The sequence below is a fragment of the uncultured Rummeliibacillus sp. genome, assembly GCF_934216135.1.
Lineage (GTDB): Bacteria > Bacillota > Bacilli > Bacillales_A > Planococcaceae > Rummeliibacillus.
Genome location: NZ_CAKQBI010000030.1, coordinates 1 through 13,994 on the forward strand (window position 1 = coordinate 1; position 13,994 = coordinate 13,994).

Annotated in this window: 11 protein-coding genes; 1 reads left to right on the plus strand and 10 read right to left on the minus strand. The window is 35.1% G+C overall.

Annotated features, from left to right (window positions below; all coding sequences use genetic code 11):
- Positions 1-108: 108 nt before the first annotated feature.
- The 3 genes from Q0977_RS15005 to Q0977_RS15015 all read right to left on the minus strand — a co-directional run bounded on the left by Q0977_RS15005 (position 109) and on the right by Q0977_RS15015 (position 5,646).
- On the minus strand, positions 109-1,044 hold the full coding sequence (locus tag Q0977_RS15005; protein ID WP_299515435.1) for a C39 family peptidase: 936 nt from the start codon (positions 1,042-1,044) through the stop codon (positions 109-111).
- A gap of 157 nt (positions 1,045-1,201) precedes the next feature.
- Positions 1,202-2,020 carry a sulfurtransferase gene (locus Q0977_RS15010; RefSeq protein ID WP_299515437.1) on the minus strand — a complete coding sequence of 273 codons (819 nt, stop codon included), beginning with the start codon at positions 2,018-2,020 and terminating at the stop codon, positions 1,202-1,204.
- Positions 2,020-5,646: a dynamin family protein gene (locus Q0977_RS15015; protein ID WP_299515439.1), complete on the minus strand. Its 3,627-nt coding sequence runs from the start codon at positions 5,644-5,646 to the stop codon at positions 2,020-2,022. Before Q0977_RS15015 ends, Q0977_RS15010 begins: the two co-directional genes overlap by 1 nt.
- A gap of 357 nt (positions 5,647-6,003) precedes the next feature.
- On the opposite strand from Q0977_RS15015, the gene Q0977_RS15020 reads away from it, so the two are divergent.
- A complete protein-coding gene (locus Q0977_RS15020; RefSeq protein ID WP_299515441.1) occupies positions 6,004-6,462 on the plus strand; it encodes a chemotaxis protein CheX in 459 nt (152 codons plus the stop codon).
- A gap of 293 nt (positions 6,463-6,755) precedes the next feature.
- Here the strand turns inward: Q0977_RS15020 and cysI are convergent, their stop codons facing one another.
- From cysI to sat, 7 genes are all read right to left on the minus strand, one after another.
- Positions 6,756-8,471 (minus strand): assimilatory sulfite reductase (NADPH) hemoprotein subunit, encoded by a 1,716-nt coding sequence (gene cysI, locus Q0977_RS15025; protein ID WP_299515443.1) that lies wholly within the window; start codon positions 8,469-8,471, stop codon positions 6,756-6,758.
- A 13-nt stretch (positions 8,472-8,484) separates the two neighbouring features.
- A complete protein-coding gene (locus tag Q0977_RS15030; protein ID WP_299515445.1) occupies positions 8,485-10,239 on the minus strand; it encodes an assimilatory sulfite reductase (NADPH) flavoprotein subunit in 1,755 nt (584 codons plus the stop codon).
- A gap of 18 nt (positions 10,240-10,257) precedes the next feature.
- Complete coding sequence (locus tag Q0977_RS15035) at positions 10,258-11,001, minus strand: sirohydrochlorin chelatase (RefSeq protein WP_124217827.1); 744 nt, start codon at positions 10,999-11,001, stop codon at positions 10,258-10,260.
- A gap of 11 nt (positions 11,002-11,012) precedes the next feature.
- Complete coding sequence (gene cobA / locus Q0977_RS15040; RefSeq protein ID WP_119415350.1) at positions 11,013-11,792, minus strand: uroporphyrinogen-III C-methyltransferase; 780 nt, start codon at positions 11,790-11,792, stop codon at positions 11,013-11,015.
- Between the two features lie 122 nt (positions 11,793-11,914).
- Positions 11,915-12,079 (minus strand): YezD family protein, encoded by a 165-nt coding sequence (locus Q0977_RS15045; protein WP_119415351.1) that lies wholly within the window; start codon positions 12,077-12,079, stop codon positions 11,915-11,917.
- Positions 12,080-12,241: 162 nt separating this feature from the next.
- Positions 12,242-12,826 carry an adenylyl-sulfate kinase gene (cysC, locus tag Q0977_RS15050; RefSeq protein ID WP_124217829.1) on the minus strand — a complete coding sequence of 195 codons (585 nt, stop codon included), beginning with the start codon at positions 12,824-12,826 and terminating at the stop codon, positions 12,242-12,244.
- Positions 12,827-12,838: 12 nt separating this feature from the next.
- Complete coding sequence (gene sat / locus Q0977_RS15055) at positions 12,839-13,978, minus strand: sulfate adenylyltransferase (protein WP_119415353.1); 1,140 nt, start codon at positions 13,976-13,978, stop codon at positions 12,839-12,841.
- Positions 13,979-13,994 lie beyond the last annotated feature (16 nt).

Below are 13,994 nucleotides of genomic sequence, written 5' to 3' on the forward strand. Positions count from 1 at the left end.
CCTTCGCTAACAGTTCCTACTGCCAAGCCTGTAGTGGACTTTCACCACCAAGTAATCACCCATGCCGGGCGCACTTATAAAAACAGCGCTGTTCCGCTGTGAAAGTTATTAGCGTACTACAACTGCATATTTCAATGCATTATAAGCACGTTCAAATTCGTATTTATTGACCCAATATTCCCCTTTATTATTTGGATCTATTACTTTATAGCGTTTTGTCTTACTGCTATAGCCTGCTAATGTCATAACATGAAGGTTATCAACCATTTTCACTTTTTTTCCTGCAGCACCCATATTCCATTTTGTCCATATAGGTTTTGAGAAATCTAAGGTGACGTATACTACTATTGGGTTTCCTGCAGATAGTTCTTGGCGTAAATTCTTTGCAGATGCCCCTGTAATATTTTTCACAGAACTACTATACTTCTTACCATAATTCGCTAAAGGCTTAGGGAAAATAGATTGAAATACGCCATTAATCGAATAATAAGGAGATCCTGCAAATCCTTTATAAGGATTACGTTTTGTTTTCGGCATGTTGTTTAAAAATTTTTTATAACTAGTTTTTTTAGCATATCCTTTAAATTGCAAGGCTTGTAGCAAACTTGCTCCTTCGCATCCAAATGGGGCATAAATCGGTTTTAACTGATTGATATAGGGAACCTTTAATGAAATGGCTTTACTATCTCCGCTTGTTTTATAGATGATTTTTTTCGTCAATAGAGTACCTGAAATCCAACCATATGAAGAACCAATCTTTATCTTATACCAATATGTATTTTGAGAATTTTGCTTACGAACAATTGGTTTTATGGTTGTCCCTTTCTTAAGTGTTTTTAATATTTTATGATTTGTTCCAATCCCATTGCGTACATTACCATTTGCCTTTAACATATATTGGCTTGATACAGACTCTTCAACTGAAGCTGCTTGTGCAGATATAGGATTTATAAAATCTGTGACAAAGGTCGTTGCCATTAGCGTTGTACTCAATGCGACAACAGTAAGTACTCTTTTGTATTTTCTCGTTGTGATATTAAACACTGTAAACCAACTTTCTATTTAAATTTCTATTATTTAATAGAAGAAGTGGAATCAGCTTCTTTCTAAATCTCATTTTGAAATCTCTTTTGTAAAAAGAAAAGAGTGCCATTGATTCCACTTCTATAATTTAATTTATTAGATATAGTTCTATTTAAATCTATCTATTTCCTTTTTCAACTTCATATTTTGTAATCCAGTCACTAAAACTACCTGTGTATAGTTGGACATTTTTATAGTCCATTTCTTTTAACATCGCAAAAAGTGGAGATGCAGTTACTCCACTACCGCAATACACCGTAATAGGATCATTTTTCGATACTACGTTTAAAATAGTATCATTAGGAGCGAGATAACCGTGTTGCTTTAGTTGTTCCCAATCATAATTTAATGCCCCTGGAATGTGACCAGCTACTTTATCGATTGGCTCTTCTTCTCCTCTATAGCGGATATTCGATCTTGCATCTAGTAAAGTACGTTTCACTTTTCCATCTACAATTTCTTTTACCCCATTTCGGTCTATATAAAGTTGCTCTTGCCAATCAATTTTTAGATGTGTTGGCTCAATTACTTTGCTTTCGTTTGTAGTATTAAATCCAGCTTTGACTAATGCATCATAGCCTTCTTGAACAACTTTAACATTAGTAAATCCACCATATTGCAACATCCACCATGCTCTTGTAGCAAATGGAGCGCCACCTTGATCGTATACTAAAATATCTTGATCTTGTTGTAGACCACTTTGCTCAAATAATTTTTTAAGTTGTTCTTTACCCGGCATTGGGTGTCTTCCTGCATCCTTTGTCATATCAGATAAATCTTCAACCAAATCCCAATATACAGCATTTTCAATATGACTCTCTTTATACAAAGTTTGTCCTTCAGACGTATCTTGTAAGTTGAAGCGTGCATCAATCCATTTATACTCATGTTGTTTAGCTAGTTCAATATCTTTTACTGAAATAAATACATTCCCCATCAATTTTCCACTCCATCCATTAATGATTCATATATTGCTTTCCATTCATCTAGTTTGCTACTTTCATGAAGTAAAGATTTTTCAATTTCGATTTGTTCTATAGCTTGTTTACTAATGTATAAACGTAATTCTTCAGCTTCTTTTGTAATGACATCTTCTGACCATTTTTTCATTCGTTCAGATTGTTCATCAAGATATGATTTTGCAGCTGGTTTTGTTAACTCTTCAAGAGCTTCTCGTAATTTCATATTATCACCTTTTTCAAAGAAGGCCTTGTTATTCTTGTAATATGATTTTACAGATTCATATGGTTTCGTAGATGTAAATGGACCTGTAAATTCTAATATTTGAGGTTCCTCTACTTCAAATGGCATAAATGAGAAGCTTGCGTTTAGATCTTTCAATTGCTTTGTATCATAGACATAGCGCTCTTGAATTTTTTTCAAAATAAATTTAGCTAAGCGGAAATTTGTAACACGCATTTCTTGTTCAAAGTCAAAGCTTAAACTTGCTAATACTTCTTTCAAGGCTAGTCCTAATGCGATAGACGATGCTTTAGAAGCAAATGTTGTAGGATTATAACCTTCTTTAAAGAAATCAGGATAACGATAATAAACACGTTGTAAAACAAAGTACACTAGCTCACTTAACTCTTGCAATGTATCTTTTCCAATTGTTTGTGCTGCTGAATTTGTGAAACGAGTATGAATATATTGCTCTAATTTTGCTAATTCTACTAATCGTTCATCTTTACGTTTTAAATTTTCTTCTGTTTGCTGGATCAACAATCGTAACCGCTCTTGGGCTTTTTCCGTTTCTTCGACTAAAGCTTGTACAGCAAGTGCTGTCAATTCTTCAGATAAAAACTGATGGAAGTTTTCTTCAAATAGAGGCATTCCTGAACTCAAATTGTTTTTTTCTACTTTTTCTTGCAATGCTAGTAAACTTGAAACACCAAATAATCTTGGTTTACGTATACCAAATCGTTGTAATTCTTGTTTAACATAAGTTTTAACATCTTCTGCTTCCTCTTCAGTTGCAGCAAGATCAATCGCATTGACAACGAAGAACATCTTATCAAGTTCAAAGGCATCTTTTACACGGCCTAACTGAATTAAAAATTCACGGTCAGCTTTTGCAAATGCATGGTTGTAATATGTGATAAACAATATGGCATCTGCATTACGGATATATTCAAATGCTACCCCTGTATGGCGTGCATTGATGGAGTCTGCTCCTGGGGTATCTACTAAAGTAACTCCCATACGTGTAAGTTCACAATCAAAATAGAAATCGATTGTATCAACGAAACAGCTTCTATTTTCCTGAGCAACGAATTTTTCAAACTCTTCACGGTTTGTACGAATGGTATTTCCTAATTGTTCCTTAAATCCAGGATATCCTTCTTTAAATGCACGGATAAATGATTTATGGACATGTAATCGTTCGTCTTCTAATTTCTTCATTAATGCCTCATCAGCTTTATCGTAAGCAATCTCTAGTGATGAAACTTGAATACCAATTGCTTCATAGCTTGCAATGATATCTTCTTGTAATTGTTCAGCTGTTTTCAAGTGTACATCAGCTGTTTCATGCGGATGTTCAGGTGTAACAGGACGAATTTTATTGATCGCAGCAGTTGTTGGATTTGGTGATACAGGCAATACCTTTTGCCCCATCAAAGCATTTGAGAAAGAAGATTTCCCGGCACTAAAAGCGCCAAATAATGCAATTGTAAAATCTTTTTTCTCTAATCGCTGCACTTTATTTTTTAAATAATTAGCTACTTCTGAAAATCCATGTATTGGAGATACGGCATTAGCTGTTCTTACAGCATTTTGAAGAGCGGTCGCTGTATGAACTGACACGCCCTTTTCACTTTGTTCTTCATCTATACCTTCTAAATCTGATGCTTCTTCTTTTACTAACATAGATGGATCAAATTTACGCATGTTATCGTAAGCCTCTTCATGTTCTTTTGACCAATTAGAAACAAATCGATCTGCTTCTGGATTTACAGTCTCGAATGATACTGTTTTTTGGATTTCAAAATATCTTTGTTGTTGTTCAATTGCTTCTGCAGCTACGATAATCTCTACTTTTTCTTTTAATAATGCACATTTTTTCTTTAATGGTTCTACAGTTGCCATTGATAATTCTTTAATATACTCTGCTTTTTCAAATTTCCAATCGTCTGTATTTTGCTTGTACCATCTTTTAGTTGCATCAGCTACTCGTTTTGCAAAGTTTAATAATGCATCACCTTTAATACCAGAGTCTAACCTTACTTGCTCCTCTATTAAACTCATTGGTGGTGTCAATGCTAGTTCATCAATTTCTAGAGAAGTTTCATCGGATAACGCATTCACAACTTTCAAGGAGTTCTTCATCAATGCTCGCAAATGGCCTGAAATTTGAGAAGCAGTAATAGAACAATATAATTCGTAAAGGCTTTCTTTACGCGCTAATTTTTCTGCTTGTGTTTTCTTTCCTGCAAAAAAAGTACCTACTTTGAAGTTAGGTTGAATACTCTCTAAATATAATTCTAGTTTTTCACGTAACTCAAATGGTACGATTGCAGCTTCAGCATTATCTAAAAGTTCATCACGTTTTAGATCAAAACTATGTTGCCAATTTGTAGATGAATATAGCTTTAACTGATTCAGAACAGTCTCATAGTCTTCTCGGATTTCTTGATGATTTTTCCATTCTTCATTTGAAAGCTTATCTATATTGTTTTCTAATAATTCTTGTTTGTTTGTTTTCAAATAACTTTCATGCTCTATGTGGAGCTGTTGCAACGTTTTTTCAGCTACGTTCAACAAATTCTCTTGCCAACCATTCATACTATTCATCACAATTTCTTTTACTTGTTTGAAATCATTATGAATATTTGATGGATCTCGCAGTGAAGTAAAGAAGATACCTTTTGGATTTACGCCCCAATTTGCAAAAGAAGTGTAAACAGATTGTGAAAAGTCATCAAAGGATAGCTCATTTTCTTTGTGTTTATCGATTTGGTTTACTATTAGGAAAACATTTGGATTATATTTCATTAGATTTTTTGTGAATTGGAAATTCAACTCAGATTGCACATGATTGTAATCCATTACATAAAAGACAATATCAGCCAAGTGTAAAGCTGATTCAGTTGACATCCTGTGTGCATCATCAGTTGAATCGACTCCAGGAGTGTCCATTACAGTAATTCCTTCAGGTAAAACTGAATCTTCGTGTCCAATCTCTATTTGAGAAACAAGTGCTCCATTTTTCGCAAATTCCTTTACTGTCCGAATATCATAATTTTCATCGAACAATACAGGATCTTGGTCCGTTAAATACGCAATGGCATAATCTTTATCAGATTTATGTACTTTTACAACATTGGCGCTTGTAGGGATTGGACTTGATGGTAAAAGTTCTTCTCCTGTTAATGCATTAATCATACTTGATTTACCAGCAGAAAAATGTCCAGCAAATGCAATCATATATTCCTTATTTAAAAGCTTCTCAGCAAATAATTTTGTTTTTAGTAATCGCTCTTGATCTTCATTTTTTTGATAAATTAAGTATTGAACTGCTGTCTGTTTTAAAAGTTTTTGTAATTGCTGTTCGAAATCTTTCATAACGTTCATTTACCCCTTTAATAAGTGATAAATTCATTCTACCATGCAAATGCAAAAAAAATCCCCCTATTTAATAGAAGGATTAGAGAAATTATTTTAAATGTGCGGTTGTTTGATTAAAAACATGTTTTCCAATAGCCCCATAGATCAATAATGTAGCACCAATAAATGCATAAACCACTTTCACCGCTCCTTTTTATAATTATTCTTATTTTAAATTCATTGTTGAATATGAAAATCATTCTCAATTGATTGATTTAATCATAATAAATATTTTAAAATTCGTCAAGGTTTGCTATTAAATTTTTTGTTAGCATGATAATATAATTAAAAGGTCACATTAAAAAGGAGATAACAATGAGCACATCGGAGCAAATGAAAGCTATTTTGAATAGTACAATTCTTTCACTAAAAGCTGTACTACCTAAAGAAGTTCATGTTTCATCTCCCGCCATTACTTCTGACCCTTATCAACAATCCGAAATCGGCGTATTAATAGGTATGGTTGGAGATATTAAGGGACGCATTATCATTGACTCTACAACAACTACATTTAGTGCAATTGGCGAAGCGATGTTTGGCATGCAACTTGATGGAGAAATGTTAGAATCATTTACTGGTGAATTTGGAAATATGGTTGCCGGAAATCTTTGTACATATGTTGCTGAACAAAATTTAGAACTAGATATTACACCGCCTACAGTAATGGTGGGCAATACAAAACTTGTCGGCTTTAAACACGCTTTTAAACTTCCTGTAAATGCTGATGGTATAGGCGATTTAACTGTTTTATTGACAGTCGATCCTATTGAATAGCATATGCAGTCCAAAATTATTCATAACATGATCTATATATATTTCAAAAGAAAGTTGAAATATACGAAATTTAAATCTATTGAAAATGGGAAATTGCTTTCACGATGCAGTTTTCCATTTTTTTATATTGAAACTTGAAAATACAATCGCACAATAACAGAAAATGATAGCTACAATTTAGAAAAAAACAAGCCATGGAAATTTCATTACGTAAAATTCCGGTGGCTTGTTATAGGTATTTTGTTCTAAAACATTCTACTATTGTGCTTTTAATAAAAAATTTTCAAATTATTTTACGCATGAAAATTAGTGCCATCTGTTGTAGCTTTAATAATACCCTTGCGTACTACAAAATCTCCGAAATGTTCTCCGTCTTCCCGTTCTTTTGCAAATTGATTTAATAATGGTTTTAACTCCGTTAAAATTTCTGCCTCACCTATATTCTCACGATACATTTTACTTAAGCGATCACCTGTGAAGGATGCTCCCAAATACATATTATATTTCCCCGGTCCCTTGCCGATAAAACCAATTTCAGCAAGCGCTGCACGTGAGCAACCATTAGGACAGCCTGACATACGAATAACAATTTCCTCATCATGTAACCCTGCTGCATCAATAATTTCTTCGATTTTGGTTATAAGCGATGGTAAATAGCGTTCCGCTTCAGCCATTGCAAGTCCACATGTAGGAAGCGAAGTACATGCTATAGAATTTCTGCGAAGTGCTGAATAATGCTTACCATCCGTTAAATGATAGCGTTCGATCAGTGATTGAATTTTTTGCTTACTTTGAGGCGAAATATTGGAAATCATTACATTTTGGTTTGGCGTCATACGAAATTCACCTTTATGCACTTTAGCAATTTCTCTAAGGCCTGTCATAAGTGGATAATCTTCTGTATCCTTAATACGACCATTTTGGATAAACAACGTATAATGCCATTTTCCATCATTTCCTTTTATCCAGCCATATTCATCACCAGTTCTAGTGAAATGGAATTCTCTCGTTTCTTCTAATTCAAAGCCGGTTCGACGTGTTAACTCTTCTTTAAACCAATCAATTCCTACACGATCGATTGTATATTTGAAGCGCGCGTTTTTTCGGTTTGAGCGGTTCCCATAATCACGTTGAATTGTGACAATTTTTTCTGCTGTTATTAATAACTTTTCCTTAGGAACAAATCCGATTAAACGTCCAAGTTGTGGATACGTGGATTCCTCACCATGTGTCATCCCCATACCGCCGCCTACTGCAATGTTAAACCCAACTAAATGTCCATTTTCTTCAATTGCAATAATTCCAATATCTTGTGAAAAAACATCTACATCATTACTTGGTGGAATTGCTAAGCCTATTTTAAATTTACGAGGTAAATAATGCTCTCCATAGATTGGCTCTACATCCTCCGTTTGAGGTGTATCGAGAACTTTTTCACCATCTAACCAAATTTCATGATATGCCTTCGTGTGTGGAAGTAAATGTTCACTAAGTTTCACTGACCATTCATATACTTCTTGATGAAAAGCAGATTGATGTGGATTCACATTACTCATTACATTTCTATTTACGTCTCCACATGCAGCTAGAGAATCTAGTAAAACAGAATTCATTTTTTGCATATAGGCTTTAACATTCCATTTCAAAATGCCATGAATTTGAAATGTCTGGCGAGTTGTCACTTTTAACGTATTATTACCATAAGTATTGGCCATTTCATCCATCATTAACCATTGTTCGGGTGTAGCAACTCCTCCAGGTACTCGAACTCGAACCATAAATTGATAAGATGGCTCAAGCTTTTTACGCTGACGTATTAACCGTTCATCACGGTTATCTTGCATATAGCTACCATGGAACTTTATAAGCTGCTGATCAGATTCTGGAATCTTCCCCGATAAAGGCTCTTTGAAAGATTGGGCTATTGTACCTCTTAAGTAATTACTATCTTCTTTATATTTTTCATTTACACTTGGTGTGCCCTTTGATGCTTCAATTTTTCCAGTCATGAATCTGCCCCCTTTAGTAAACATCACGTTGGTATCTTTTTTCTTTTTGTAATTCAGTTAGCTTCTTTTCAGCTTCTTCAAGGGACACCTTTCCTTGTTGCTGAATAATTTGAATAAGTGTGTTGTGTACATCTTTAGCCATCGATTTTTCATCGCCACATATATAAATAACTGCTCCATTTTCTATCCATGCGTAAACTTCTTCTGCATTCTCAAGTAAACGGTGCTGAACATATATTTTTTCTTCATGATCTCGAGAAAAAGCTACATCCATTTTCGTCAATGTTCCCTCTTCTAAATAGCGAAGCCATTCAACTTGATAAAGAAAATCTGTAAGGAAGTGCTGTTCACCAAAGAACAACCACGAATCTCCCGCATCCTGCTCTGCTCTTTCTTCAATAAATGATCGGAAAGGCGCAACACCTGTACCTGCTCCAATCATGATAATCGGTGTTTTGGCATCTGGAAGCTTAAAGTTTGGATTTTCTTGGACAAAAATTGAAACTGTATCTCCAATTTCTAGTTGATCTGCAATCTCACCTGAGGCAACTCCAATTCGCTTGTGATCATGTGCAGTATAAGAAACTTTACCTATTAACAATGAAACTTCATCTGGATTTGCTTTATAACTAGATGCAATACTATAAAGTCTAGCTGGAATTGGACGTAGTATATCAACAAGATCCTGTGGTGATCCTGTAAAATTATAATCTTTGAATAAGTCAGCTAAGTAGCGCCCTTCCTTGTACTCCTTCCATTTCCCATTTAAAAGATCCTCCGCACCGTTCGTATAAGGTGCAAGCTTTTCAATCAATGGTTTTGTAAGAACTGTAATTTCAACGGAATTTTTTAACACTTCTTTAATTGGCAATGTTTCTTTTTTGTATTGAACAAATTCATCGCCACTCAAACCTGCTGTTTCGATCAACTCATCGACAACTGACTGATGATTATGTGGGAAAATTCCTATGCTATCACCCGGTTGCCATTTGATATCTGACTCTTCTAATGAGAGCTCTAGATGATACGTTTCTTTGTTGGAACCATCCATGTTTAAGTTGATTTTTTCTATTATTTCTGCCTGATAAGGATGTTTTTTTGAATAATTAGATTCATTCGTATTTTGTGTAGCTGATGGAGTTATGTCTCTTACAGGTACAAGCTTCTGTGACAATGATTTAAACCACTGCTCAGCTGATTCTTCATAATCTAAATCACAATCTACGCGCTCTATAATTTGCTGTGCGCCAAGTTCCTTAAGTCTCAGATCGAAGTCTGCACCTGTTTTACAGAACCATTCATAAGAACTATCTCCAAGTGCAAGAACAGCGTAATGCAAATCTGGAAGCTTCGGAGCCCGTTTACTATGTAAAAATTCATAAAAGGCTATTGCATTATCTGGTGCATCTCCCTCACCATGAGTGCTTGTAATGATCAATAAATTATCCAGTTTCTTTAAATTTCTCACTTTAAAATCAAGCATCGAAGAAACTTCAACTTCAACAGACTGTTCTTCTAGTAAAGCACCGAGTTTCTCAGCTAGTTTTTGGCAATTCCCTGTTTGCGAACCATATAAAATTGTTGCTGTTACTGTTTGCTGTGAAACTGGAATCTCTAACTCTTCTTTAATATTTACCTCAACTTGTTGTGCCGCACTTAAATAGCCATTTAGCCAAATCTTCTGCTTTTCCGTTAAATTTGGTAACAATTCATTTAATAATTGAACTTGCTTTTCTGTAAATGGACTATTAATCACTTGTAATGTCATTTCTTCACCTCTTCTATATTAACTTGCACAGGATGTATGTAATCCTTTTATAGCCTCTCTTGTACGTTCTACTAAAACATCAAGTACTAAATCACCATAACCAAGACTATTACATACCGTCACAACCTCTATTCCCTCTAATTCTTTTTCTATATGCTTTCTAAGGAGTCCCTGGAATAATAGATATGGGACGATAAACAACGGTTTATCTGGTGAATTGGTCATTTTTTCTACAACATTACTAAATGAAGGTCCATTTCCATATAAAAAAGCAATGTTGACATGACGAAAACCATATCTTAGTTTAAAGCGTGTAGCAATTTCCAAAAAATCTCGAACAACTGATGGATCACTGCTACCCCTACCAATGAGCAGTATCTCTGCATCAGAAGTTATTTCAGTTGTTTGTTCTTCTATACGCTCATAAATTTGGGCAATTAATTTTTGATGGATTCCGAAAGGTTTACCATAAGAAAAAACAATATGTGGATATTTTATTTGTAATGGTTTAACTATTTCTGGAATATCCTTTTTTGCATGATTTGCAGTAAGTAACAAAATAGGAATAAGCGCAATTTGAGTTGCACCTTTGTTAATACAGTACTCGATTGTTTGCTCAATCGATGGTTTTACTAATTCTAAAAAACAAATTTCTTGTAATGGTATTGCAATATGTTTTTTAGCCCGTTCAACAAAAGCCTTAGCCTCTTCAATGCCTTCCTGAACACGAGTACCATGTGCAATATAAATAACTGCCTGCATATAGTTCCCTCCTAGAGAGCTACTGATTCAGAGAAATTTTTACTATTGTCCTTTTGTTCCTGAATCCATTGTATTTTTTCATGTAGTTTGACAACGTCACCTACAACAATCATTGAAGGGTTCGCAATATTGGATTCTTGTACTATAGTTTCAATGGATTCTAGAGTTCCCGTTACTGTTTGCTGTTTGTCATAGGTACCCCAATGTATTAGTGCAACAGGAGTCTCTTTTGCACGTCCAAACTTTAGAAGTTGTGATACGATATATGGCAAATTTTTCACCCCCATATAAATAGCAAGTGTTTCGATATGAACGAGCGCTTCCCATTTTAAATTGTCATCCTTATCTTTTTGCCGATGACCGGTTACAATAGCAAAACTTGAACTTAGTTCACGATGTGTTACTGGAATACCTGCATAGGCTGGTGCAGCAATACCTGATGTAATACCAGGTACAATTTCAAATGGAATTTCCTTATTGGCAAGTACTTCAGCTTCCTCTGCACCTCTTCCGAAAACGAAAGGATCACCACCCTTTAAGCGAGTAACTGTCTTCCCTTCCATTGCAAATCGTACTAGAGACTCATTTATACTTTCCTGAATCATTGCATGACGGTTCGGAAGCTTACCGCAAAATATAAGCTCTGCTCCAGATTTTGCATAATTTAATAACTCCTGATTTACTAATCGATCATATAGAATAACGTCTGCCTCTTTTATGCAGCGAAGGCCTTTCACCGTGATAAGCTCGATATCGCCTGGCCCTGCGCCAACAATGTATACTTTCCCCATGTCATCACCTCTATGATGTAGAATTTTAGTTTTAAAAAAAGGCACCCAGCTATAAAAACCTCCACAGCAATTCTGTGAAAGATTCATATAGCTGAATGCCTCTAGTTGTCTAGTCGGCTATCCTAGTCTCTTATTTTATGTTTTGTATTCTTATGAAATCGTTGTTTTTCAACTCGATTGATCTGTACAATCACACCATCTTGAATCGTAATTTGTACTTCTCCGAATTGAATACCTTCAATAGCTTTCTCAATGGCTTTTAACTTTTCCTGCTTAGTTAATGGCATTTGCTTCCCCCTCGCCCGAATACTTAGTAAACTAATAGGTTTTATGAATTTTATATTAATCTTGTAATTATTCATTGTCAATGTTTTTTACAAAATTTTTTCAATTTTGAAAGTAAAGCCACCTAGCTTATAGCTAGGTGGCTCAGATGTTCGACTAATCCACTAGTTGATGTTTAGTTCTTTTAATAACTGCTGTACACATTCCTCTAAAGAGTATTTTTCTGTATCTAGTATAATTTCTGGATCAATAGGTGCTTCATAAGGTGCTGAAATACCTGTAAAGTTTTGTATTTCTCCTGCTTTAGCTTTTTTATACAAGCCCTTTGGATCACGCTTTTCACATTCCTCTACCGATGCCTTTACATATACCTCGATAAATTCGCCATCTTCTACTAATTGTCGAACGACTTCTCTGTCTTGTCGATAAGGAGAAATAAAGGCTGTACAGACGATTTGTCCTGCATCTATAAATAATTTTGCAACCTCTCCAATTCTACGAATATTTTCCTTACGACTTTCTTCATCAAATCCTAGATCCTTATTTAAACCATGCCTAATATTATCACCATCGAGTACATAAATCTCTTTACCACGATTGAAGACCTGACGAGCAAAAGCATTAGCAATGGTTGATTTGCCCGATGCCGAAAGACCTGTAAACCATAGAATCACACTTTTTTGGCCACTCTTCTTCTGACGTTCTTCTTTTGTAACTGATGCCTCATGCCACACAATATTTTTTGTCATCTAGCACTCCCCCTATGCTTTCGCCTTTTCTTTCATACCTTTAATAAGCACTTCGACAACTTCTTTACGACTAAAGGTTGCTGGTGGTACCTCTCCATTTCGAAGCATTTCACGGACTTTAGTGCCAGATAGAATAATATGATGTGCATGATCATGAGGACATGTCTTAGTTGTGGCCATTCCTTCACATGCTGTGCAATAGAAACTATGTTCAAATTTAAGAGGCTGAATGCCTAACTCCTCTGTTGTAAATTGATCAAAGATTTTTTGCGCATCATAAGTTCCATAATAATCACCTACACCTGCATGATCGCGGCCAACGATGAAATGTGTGCATCCATAGTTTTTACGAACAAGAGCATGGAATATTGCCTCCCTTGGCCCTGCATATCGCATAGCTGCTGGGAAAATACCTAAATGAACACGATTTTGAGGATAATAATTTTCAAGTAATACTTGATAACTTTCCATCCGCACTTCTGCAGAGATATCGTCAGATTTTGTTTCCCCTACTAATGGATTTAAAAATAGACCATCAATGGTTTCTAACGCAGCCTTTTGGATATATTCATGTGCACGATGAACAGGATTTCTAGTTTGGAAACCAACGATTGTATTCCAACCTTTTTCATCAAAAATAGCCCTTGTTTCAGCGGGTGTAAATGTATATTCTTCAAACTCAGGTTTTTGTCTATGAACTAAAGTAACTTCTCCTCCAACATAAGTATTTGGTCGTGAGTAAAGTTTTGCGACACCTGGATGCGCTGCATCATTTGTACCATAGACATTCTTTGCTTCTAATTGTTTATCTGGTATATAAATAGAAGATACCTTAATGACTCCATAAGTAACTCCATCTTTTTCTAGTTTTACCTTATCGCCTATTTCTATATTAACCAGTTCTTTATCTATAACAGGTAAAGTAATGGGTATACTCCAAACCGTTCCATCAGCAAGTCGTAAACGTTCAACAACAGAAGTATAATCCTCCTCATTAAAGAACCCCGTAATTGGACTATATCCCCCAATACCTATAAGCTCCAAATCACTCAAAGCAATTGCATCAAGTGTAATCGATTTACTAATCGAAGAAGTTTTTAATGATGGATTGTAACGTGATATCAAAGTACCTCCATGTGGTGCATTTGTCATATTTAGTTCCTCCTCC

Excerpts from the sequence above, each read along its gene's own strand:
- Q0977_RS15035 (WP_124217827.1), bottom strand. The coding sequence starts at position 11,001 with ATGCAGGCAGTTATTTATATTGCACATGGTACTCGTGTTCAGGAAGGC.
- Q0977_RS15045 (WP_119415351.1), bottom strand. The coding sequence starts at position 12,079 with ATGCCATTAACTAAGCAGGAAAAGTTAAAAGCCATTGAGAAAGCTATT.
- Q0977_RS15020 (WP_299515441.1), top strand. The coding sequence starts at position 6,004 with ATGAGCACATCGGAGCAAATGAAAGCTATTTTGAATAGTACAATTCTT.
- cobA (WP_119415350.1), bottom strand. The coding sequence starts at position 11,792 with ATGGGGAAAGTATACATTGTTGGCGCAGGGCCAGGCGATATCGAGCTT.
- cysI (WP_299515443.1), bottom strand. The coding sequence starts at position 8,471 with ATGACTGGAAAAATTGAAGCATCAAAGGGCACACCAAGTGTAAATGAA.
- Q0977_RS15030 (WP_299515445.1), bottom strand. The coding sequence starts at position 10,239 with ATGACATTACAAGTGATTAATAGTCCATTTACAGAAAAGCAAGTTCAA.
- Q0977_RS15015 (WP_299515439.1), bottom strand. The coding sequence starts at position 5,646 with ATGAAAGATTTCGAACAGCAATTACAAAAACTTTTAAAACAGACAGCA.
- Q0977_RS15010 (WP_299515437.1), bottom strand. The coding sequence starts at position 2,020 with ATGGGGAATGTATTTATTTCAGTAAAAGATATTGAACTAGCTAAACAA.
- sat (WP_119415353.1), bottom strand. The coding sequence starts at position 13,978 with ATGACAAATGCACCACATGGAGGTACTTTGATATCACGTTACAATCCA.
- cysC (WP_124217829.1), bottom strand. The coding sequence starts at position 12,826 with ATGACAAAAAATATTGTGTGGCATGAGGCATCAGTTACAAAAGAAGAA.